Annotated in this window: 9 protein-coding genes; 1 reads left to right on the top strand and 8 read right to left on the bottom strand. The window is 69.8% G+C overall.

Annotated features, from left to right (window positions below):
- Positions 1 to 31: 31 nt before the first annotated feature.
- From prcA to arc, 7 genes are all read right to left on the bottom strand, one after another.
- Positions 32 to 853 (bottom strand): proteasome subunit alpha, encoded by an 822-nt coding sequence (gene prcA / locus AB0I76_RS17515; RefSeq protein ID WP_357036120.1) that lies wholly within the window; start codon positions 851 to 853, stop codon positions 32 to 34.
- Positions 854 to 905: 52 nt separating this feature from the next.
- Positions 906 to 1,745, bottom strand: a complete 840-nt coding sequence (gene prcB / locus AB0I76_RS17510) for a proteasome subunit beta (protein WP_357036117.1) — start codon at positions 1,743 to 1,745, stop codon at positions 906 to 908.
- Positions 1,664 to 2,335 carry an endonuclease VII domain-containing protein gene (locus tag AB0I76_RS17505; RefSeq protein WP_357036114.1) on the bottom strand — a complete coding sequence of 224 codons (672 nt, stop codon included), beginning with the start codon at positions 2,333 to 2,335 and terminating at the stop codon, positions 1,664 to 1,666. Before AB0I76_RS17505 ends, prcB begins: the two co-directional genes overlap by 82 nt.
- Positions 2,336 to 2,340: 5 nt before the next feature.
- Entirely contained in the window at positions 2,341 to 2,556 is a 216-nt protein-coding gene (locus AB0I76_RS17500; protein ID WP_357036112.1) for a ubiquitin-like protein Pup, read from the bottom strand.
- Between the two features lie 127 nt (positions 2,557 to 2,683).
- A complete protein-coding gene (gene dop / locus AB0I76_RS17495; protein WP_357036109.1) occupies positions 2,684 to 4,201 on the bottom strand; it encodes a depupylase/deamidase Dop in 1,518 nt (505 codons plus the stop codon).
- Positions 4,202 to 4,324: 123 nt separating this feature from the next.
- The gene (locus tag AB0I76_RS17490; RefSeq protein WP_357036105.1) at positions 4,325 to 5,086 is read right to left on the bottom strand and encodes a hypothetical protein; all 762 of its coding nucleotides are present in this window, start codon (positions 5,084 to 5,086) and stop codon (positions 4,325 to 4,327) included.
- Positions 5,087 to 5,183: 97 nt separating this feature from the next.
- Complete coding sequence (gene arc / locus AB0I76_RS17485) at positions 5,184 to 6,965, bottom strand: proteasome ATPase (RefSeq protein ID WP_357036102.1); 1,782 nt, start codon at positions 6,963 to 6,965, stop codon at positions 5,184 to 5,186.
- A 178-nt stretch (positions 6,966 to 7,143) separates the two neighbouring features.
- On the opposite strand from arc, the gene AB0I76_RS17480 reads away from it, so the two are divergent.
- Complete coding sequence (locus AB0I76_RS17480) at positions 7,144 to 7,437, top strand: ferredoxin (protein WP_357036123.1); 294 nt, start codon at positions 7,144 to 7,146, stop codon at positions 7,435 to 7,437.
- An 85-nt stretch (positions 7,438 to 7,522) separates the two neighbouring features.
- Here AB0I76_RS17480 and AB0I76_RS17475 read toward each other — a convergent pair whose 3' ends face one another.
- Positions 7,523 to 8,092 carry a hypothetical protein gene (locus tag AB0I76_RS17475; protein WP_357036099.1) on the bottom strand — a complete coding sequence of 190 codons (570 nt, stop codon included), beginning with the start codon at positions 8,090 to 8,092 and terminating at the stop codon, positions 7,523 to 7,525.
- Positions 8,093 to 8,180 lie beyond the last annotated feature (88 nt).

Genomic DNA, 8,180 nt, shown 5'->3' with positions numbered 1-8,180 from the left:
CCGGGACCGGCCCGGACGCCCGCGCGGCGCGTCACGCCTCGGGCTGCTGGCCCTCCAGGTCGGCCGAGCCCGCCGACGTCGTCGGCTTGTGGGACTCCTCGGTCGGCTGCGTCGGGGTGTCCGGACGCTCGGACGCCGGAGCCTCGGCCGCCTTCTCCCCGTCCAGCAGCGCGGTCAGCGCCGCCCCGGTGATCCGCCGGAACGTCCTACCCACCCGGCGGCGGTCCAGGATGGCCACCTCCAGCTGGTTGGCGGCGATGGTGCGCGCCGCACCACCCTCACCCCCGACGGTGCTCAGCGCCTGCACGGCGACCTTCACGGCGTCCTGCAGCGACATGTCCGGCCGGTGGTTCGACTTCAGCACGCCGGTGATCGCCTCGGCCTGACCGCCCATCGCCATCCGGCCCGGCTCGTCGTTGACCGAACCGTCGTAGGTGAGCCGGTACAGCTCGTCGTCCTCATGGGTGGAACCGACCTGCGCCACGCAGATCTCCACCTCGAACGGCTTCGACTGCTCGGTGAAGATCGCCCCCAGGGTCTGCGCGAACGCGTTCGCCAGGGCCCGACCGGTCACGTCGCGCCGGTCGTAGCTCAGACCGTTCAGATCGGCCATCCGCACGCCCGCGCGGCGCAGGTTCTCGAACTCGTTGTACTTGCCGACCGCGGCGAAGCCGATCCGGTCGTAGATCTCGCTGACCTTGTGCAGCGCACTGGACAGGTTCTCGGCGACGAAGAGCACCCCGCCGGAGTAGCTGAGGACGACCGCGCTGCGGCCCCGGGCGATGCCCTTGCGGGCCAGCTCGGAGCGGTCGCGCATGATCTGCTCGGGCGAGGCGTAGAACTGCATGGCCACGGCGGCGGTTCTCCTTAGGGCGCTGTGCTGGGGACTGCTGTCGGGTGGGGGCTCAGCCGCCCGGGTTCTCCATCCGGCCGGCGACCACGCTCTCCGCGATCGCCGCCGTCTCGGCGTCGGTCAGCCGGTGGGTGCCCTCCGCGGTCGCGGTCATCACGACCGGGTAGATCCGCCGGGTCAGGTCCGGGCCGCCGGTCGCCGTGTCGTCGTCGGCCGCGTCGTAGAGCGCCTCCACCGCGAGCCGCATCGCGTCGTCGATGGACAGCCCGGCCCGGAACCGCTTCTTCAGGGCCGAGCGGGCGAAGATCGATCCGGAGCCGATCGCGTCGTAGCCGGTCTCCTCGTACGGGCCGCCGGTGACGTCGAAGCTGAAGATGCGCCCGGCCCGCGCCGGGTCGCCCGCCGCCAGGTCGAAGCCGGCGAACAGCGGGATCACCGCGAGGCCCTGCATCGCCGCGCCGAGGTTGCCCCGGATCATCGACGCGAGGCGGTTGGCCTTGCCGTCGAGCGAGAGCATCGCGCCCTCGATCTTCTCGTAGTGCTCCAGCTCCACCTGGAACAGTCGCATCAGCTCGATGCCGATGCCGGCCGTACCGGCGATGCCGACCAGCGAGTACGCGTCGGCCGGGTGCACCTTCTCAATGTCGCGCTGGGCGATCAGGTTGCCCATGGTGGCCCGCCGGTCGCCGGCCATCACGACACCCCCGGCGGCGGAGATCGCCACGATGGTGGTCGCGTGCGGCGCCAGGTCGGCGGCCATGCCCGGCGGCAGCGGCCGTCGACCGGGCAGCATCTCGGGAGCCACCTTGCTCAGGAAGGTCGTGAAGGAGGACGTCCCCGCGTTGGTGAACACATCTGGTAGACGCCCGGATGGATCAAAACCCGCTGCCACGTGGTTCCTCTCAGGTACGTGATCGCCCTGGCCAGCCTCGTGGGACTGTCACGGAACTGGCCAAGACCACCGTTGCAGTTGAAGCAGAGTATCCCGCGCACCCACCCGGTGCGATGATCGTGGTCCAGATGTTGGGGATCTTCACCCGCGCAGATGGCACAGACGCCGCCCTGCCCGGCCAGGAGCTCGTCGAACTCCTTCTGCCCGACGCCGTAGCGGCGGCGCAGGTGGTACTCACGGCTACCGCCGTACAGTCGCTGAACGGTTTCCTTGCCTCGCGCGTTATGGCATGGCTTGCAGTAGCTGTGCCGACCGCTCGCCTTCCTGCTCGTGGTGGGAAAATCCTCGAGCGACTTGATCTGTTTGCAGTCCGGGCACCACTTCAGACCCGGACCGACCGGCGACGGTGACCGCTTCTGTGGCGCGATGCCACGCTTACGCCGGCTAGCTTCCGAACGGGCGGCCGCGCATGACTTGCAGTAGTAGGCAAGCCCGTCCGTCCGGCGGCGGTTACGGTGAAACTCGGAGATCGGCAGCGAGCGCTGACACTGAGGGCATAGTTTATCCGAGCCGGAGGGCAAATCGGACATATGCCTCATTCTCCCCCTTTCTGGACGTACCCCCTCACGAACTCCTCGGCGTTCTCCTCCAGGACCGAGTCGATCTCGTCGAGCAGGTCGTCGACGTCCTCGGTGATCTCGGCGTGCCGCTCGGCGACCTCCGGGTTCGCCTCGGTGGTGACGTCCTCGATCTCCTCGCCCTGCCGGGACTTGCCCGACTGCGACTGCCCGCCGGTGTCACGAGTGGCCATGACTGCCTCCTCCACGATCGTCTGCGATGAACTTACCTCGCGGGAACGACGAAAAGCCCGCCGCGCGCCGCTTGCGGCACCGACGGGCAGATCGTGTTCGGCGTACGCCGGAGGCGACGACGGGGGCTCAGCCGCCGGTCAGCGTCTCCAGGAGGTCCTTGGCGCTCTCGCAGCGGTCGAAGAGCGCCCCGACGTGCTTGCGGGTGCCCCGCTCCGGCTCCATCATCGGCACCCGGACCAGCGACTCCCGGCCCACGTCGAAGATGACCGAGTCCCAGCTCGCCGCGACCACCTCGGAGGCGTACTGGGCCAGGCAGCGGCCCCGGAAGTACGCCCGGGTGTCCTCCGGCGGCTCGGTCATCGCCCGACGGGTCTCGTCGTCGGTCAGCAGCGTCTTCATCGCGCCCCGGGACACCAGCCGGTGATAGAGGCCCTTCTCCGGGCGGACGTCGGAGTACTGCAGGTCGACCAGTTGCAGCTTGTGCGAGCCCCAGCCCAGCTTCTCCCGCTCCCGGTAGCCCTCCAGCAGCCGCAGCTTCGCCACCCAGTCCAGCTGGTCGGCGCAGAGGAACGCGTCGCGGCCGAGCTTGTCCAGGACGTCCTCCCACCGGTCCAGCACGTCGGCCGTCTGCTCGTCGACGTCGTCGCCGTACCGGTCGTCCACGAAGGAGCGCACCCGCTCCAGGTACGCCCACTGCACGTCCAGGGCGGTGAGCCGGCGCCCGTCGCGCAGCCGCATGAGGTGCTTCAGCGACGGGTCGTGGCTGACCGCGCGCAGCTCGCTGACCGGGTCGGCGATGCCGAAGTCGGGGCCGAGCGCCTTCTCCTCGATCATGGTGAGGATCAGCGCGGTGGTGCCCACCTTGAGGTACGTGGAGATCTCCGACAGGTTGGCGTCGCCGATGATGACGTGCAGCCGGCGGTACTTGTCGGCGTCGGCGTGCGGCTCGTCACGGGTGTTGATGATCGGCCGCTTGAGGGTGGTCTCCAACCCCACCTCGACCTCGAAGAAGTCGGCGCGCTGGGAGATCTGGAAGCCGGTCTGCCCGCCGTCCTGACCGATGCCGACGCGGCCGGCGCCGCAGACGATCTGCCGGGTGACGAAGAACGGCGTCAGGTACGCGACGATGTCGGCGAAGGGCGTCTGCCGGCGCATCAGGTAGTTCTCGTGGGCGCCGTAGCTCGCGCCCTTGTTGTCGGTGTTGTTCTTGTAGAGGTGGATCGGCTGGGTGCCCGGAATGGTGGCGGCCCGGCGGGACGCCTCGGCCATCACCCGCTCCCCCGCCTTGTCCCAGCGGACCACGTCCCGCGGGCTGGTCACCTCCGGAGTGGAGTACTCCGGGTGGGCGTGGTCGACGTAGAGGCGGGCACCGTTGGTGAGTATCACGTTGGCCAGGCCGAGATCCTCGTCGGCGAGCGCCTCCGCCGGGTCGTAGGCGGCACCGGAGTAGGTGAAGCCGCGGGCGTCGCGCAGCGGCGACTCCTCCTCGTAGTCCCAGCGGGCGCGTCCACCGCGGGTGAGTTCCGGGCGTGCCCCGTAGGCATTGACCACCTGCGACGAGGTGACCATCGGGTTGGCTCCGGCCTGGCCGGGCACGGAGATGCCGTACTCGACCTCGGTGCCCATGATCCGTCTTACGCTCATCGACCTACCCGCATTCCCTCGCCCGTCCGGTCCCCGTCACGTCGAGCGTAGTCGCCGCTTCGACGGTAGGTGGCGCGCCGGGCCCGCGGGCGGTCGCGCGCGCAGCGCCGGGTCGCCGTGGAATCAGAAGAAGGCGTACGACGAGTCCGGCGCATCCTCGGTCTGCGAGGCCGGGGGTGGCGTGATGGTGACCGGCTCGCCGAAGCTGTGCAGCGTCATCTCGGTCTTCATCGATCCGGTAGGCATGTCGACGGTGTAGCTGAGGGCGGTCAGCCGACCCTCGGCGTCGATCGAGGCTTCGAACGGCACCGCGGAGGGCTGCTTGACCAGCTTGGCGATGCTCTCGAGGGACTCGCGCTGGTCGTCGCTCCCGGCCGCGGCGGCCGCCTTGTGGAGGTCGGCGATGCCGGTGTAGCGCCCGTCGCCCGCCGACTGGGCGGAGACGACGCCACCGAGGATGCCGGCCTGCGACTCGATGTCGAGGCCCTGGGACAGTGGGCCGCCCGGCTTGAGCCGGGCACGGTCGAGCTTCATCCAGGCGTCGTCCTCGGTCTCGTCCTTCAGGTAGACGGCGTCCTTGGACACGATCAGGGTGAAGGACTCGGGTCCGCTCATCTCCACCGTCATCTCCTCGGTGGCCGGGTCGACGGCCGCCTCCAGGCGCAGGGACTGGCCGCCGACGCCCATGGTCACGTCCATGCGCACCGGCTCACGGACGCTACGGGCGAGGCTGCCGGTGATGGCGGCGACCGGGTCGACGGCGGCGCTGCTGGCCGTCAACGAGGGACTGGGCGCGGCGCCGGCCGGCGAGTCGGTGTCCGTGCCGCAGCCGGCGAGCAGCGCGGTGAGGCCGAGGGCAAGGGCGGGAATGAGTCGTCGTCGCACGCCGAGACCCTAGCGGCTGGAGCCGCTTCACGTCGTCCGGAAAACCGGAACGGCGGGGCGGCGCCGGATGGCGCCGCCCCGCCGTCGCCGACGTCGGCTACAGGTACTGGCCGGTGTTGCTGGCGGTCTCGATGGACCGGCCGGCCTCGGCGCCCTTGCCTCCGGAGACGAGCGTGCGGATGTAGACGATCCGCTCGCCCTTCTTGCCGGAGATGCGGGCCCAGTCGTCGGGGTTGGTGGTGTTGGGAAGGTCCTCGTTCTCCCGGAACTCGTCGACGCAGGCGTCGAGGAGGTGCTGGAGCCGGAGGCCCTTGCGACCGGAGGTGAGGAACTCCTTGATGGCCATCTTCTTGCCCCGGTCGACGATGTTCTGGATCATCGCGCCGGAGTTGAAGTCCTTGAAGTACAGGACTTCCTTGTCGCCGTTGGCGTAGGTGACCTCGAGGAAGCGGTTCTCCTCGGTCTCCGAGTACATCCGCAGCACGACCGCATCGATCATCGCCGCCACGGTGGCCTGAGGGTCGCCGCCGTGTTCGGCCAGGTCGTCCGGGTGCAGGGGCAGCCCGGAGAGGATGTACTTGGAGAAGATGTCCTTGGCGGCCTCGGCGTCGGGCCGCTCAATCTTGATCTTCACGTCGAGCCGGCCGGGGCGCAGGATGGCCGGGTCGATCATGTCCTCCCGGTTGGAGGCGCCGATGACGATGACGTTCTCCAGGCCCTCGACACCGTCGATCTCGCTGAGCAGCTGGGGGACGATCGTGTTCTCCACGTCGGAGGAGACACCCGAGCCACGGGTCCGGAAGATCGAGTCCATCTCGTCGAAGAACACGATCACCGGCGTGCCCTCGCCGGCCTTCTCCCGCGCCCGCTGGAAGATCAGCCGGATGTGCCGCTCGGTCTCACCGACGTACTTGTTGAGCAGCTCCGGGCCCTTGATGTTGAGGAAGAAGCTGGTGTGCCTCTCCTTGCCCATCCGCTCGGCGATCTTCTTCGCCAGCGAGTTGGCCACCGCCTTGGCGATCAGCGTCTTGCCGCAGCCGGGCGGGCCGTAGAGCAGGATGCCCTTCGGCGGGCGGAGCTGGTGCTCACGGAACAGGTCGGCGTGCAGGAAGGGCAGCTCCACCGCGTCGCGGATCTGCTCGATCTGCGACTGGAGGCCACCGATGTCGGTGTAGTCGACGTCGGGCACCTCCTCCAGGACCAGCTCCTCGACCTCGCTCTTCGGGATCCGCTCGTACGCGTACGCCGAGCGGGGCTCGATCATGAGCGAGTCGCCGGCGCGGATCGGCGTGCCGATCAGGGTGTCGGCGAGGTGGACGATCCGCTCCTCGTCGGAGTGGGAGACCACCAGCGCCCGGTCACCGGCCGCTCCGTCGGGACCGGCGAGGATCTCCTTGAGCATCACCACCTCGCCGACCCGCTCGAAACCGAACGCGTCGACGATGTTGAGCGCGTCGTTGAGCAGGACCTCCTGGCCACGTTGCAGCTCGTCCACGTCGAGCGAGGGCGAGACCGCGACCCTGAGCTTGCGACCGCCGGTGAACACGTCCACCGTGCCGTCGTCGTGCCGGGCCAGGAAGACGCCGTAGCCACTCGGCGGTTGCGCGAGGCGGTCGATCTCCTCCTTGAGCGTCACGATCTGCGCGCGAGCTTCCTTGAGGGTGCTCACCAGCCGGTCGTTGTTCTCGGTCAGCCGCGCCAACTGTGCCTGGGTGGCCGCCAGCCGCTCTTCGAGCTGCCGGACGTGTCGGGGGCTTTCGGTCAACTTGCGCCGCACCAGAGCGAGTTCCTCTTGAAGGAACGCGACCTGCGTGGAGAGATCGTGGGCCTCCTTCTCCCACCGTGCGGCGCGCGAGTCCGCGTCGTCGCTGCGTGCCACGTCCCACCTCCCCGGGGGGCTTGAACGTTCTGCCCTAACACTAGCCGCTATGAGGCCGATTCGGTCCCACGCAACGCCCTCGTCACCGAACCTTGATCGCCAAGGGTGGGTCGGCGGGCCGGAACGGGCGTTCGGGTACCGTCGAGGCGTGGGACGGGAGAACATGGGGGGTGCACCGGTGGCCGAGGTCGCGACCGACCAGCTGCAGGTCTGGGTGGACCAGGATCTCTGCACGGGTGACGGGCTCTGCGTGCAGTACGCGCCGGAGGTGTTCGAGTTCGACATCGACGGCCTGGCGTACGTGAAGGGCCCCGACGGTGAGCTGCTCCAGGCGCCGGGTGCCCGCGTGGACGTGCCCGAGCACCTGCGCCTCGAGGTGATCGACTCGGCGAAGGAGTGCCCGGGCGACTGCATCCACGTCGTGCGCGGCAGCGACGGCGTCGAGGTGGCGGGCCCGGAGGCCGAGGACTGACGGACGCGGTCCAGCGGTCGCGGTGTCGAGCTGCCCCACCGCTGGGCCGACCCGGCATCGACCGGGCCCCGCCGACGGGCGTGTGTCAGAGCATCGGTCGGCCGACCACCGACGCCACCAGCCGGGCGAACTCCTCCAGGCGGGCGATCTGCCCGGCGCCGCCGTCGTCGAGGGTCTTGCCAAAGCGCAGCGCGTCGTGGCGGGGCCCGCCGACGACCTCCTCGGTGGGCGGGGCCTCGTCGAGCGAGGTCAGCAGCAGGTAGACGTCAATGCTGTCGACGCGGATCCCGCCGTCGTCGTCGCGGGTCAGCCGGCGCCGGCAGCCCACCTCGGTGACGGTGCTGACCGGGACCACGCGCAGCGAGGAGGTCATCGAGCCGGGTGGGCCCTCACCGGGCGGCACGTCCTCGCCGTGCCAGAGGATCAGTCGGCTGCCGTCGCAGACGACGACCTCCTGCCATACGCCGTTGACCTCGTTGACGAAGCGTTCCAGGGTGAATCCGAGCACGGAGGCGCCCCGCAGCACCCCGCCGAGCGCCTCGAGGGCCACGTCGGGGTCACGCAGGTAGGCGCGTGCCGCCGACTCGAGGTCCTGGTAGGGCGACCAGTCCGGGAACACCGCCGGCAGGTCGCCGCCGAAGCCGGGCCGGGTCATGCCGCCTCCCCGCACTCGTGCCGCCGGCCCGCGTACGCCGGCGGGGTCCGCACCGTCATGCCCGGCCGCCGCCTTCCGCCGTCACGGC

The sequence above is a fragment of the Micromonospora sp. NPDC049799 genome (assembly GCF_040656655.1).
Classification (GTDB): Bacteria; Actinomycetota; Actinomycetes; order Mycobacteriales; family Micromonosporaceae; genus Micromonospora.
Note: the sequence above shows the minus strand (reverse complement) of the source record. Positions and strands in the feature narration are given on the sequence as shown.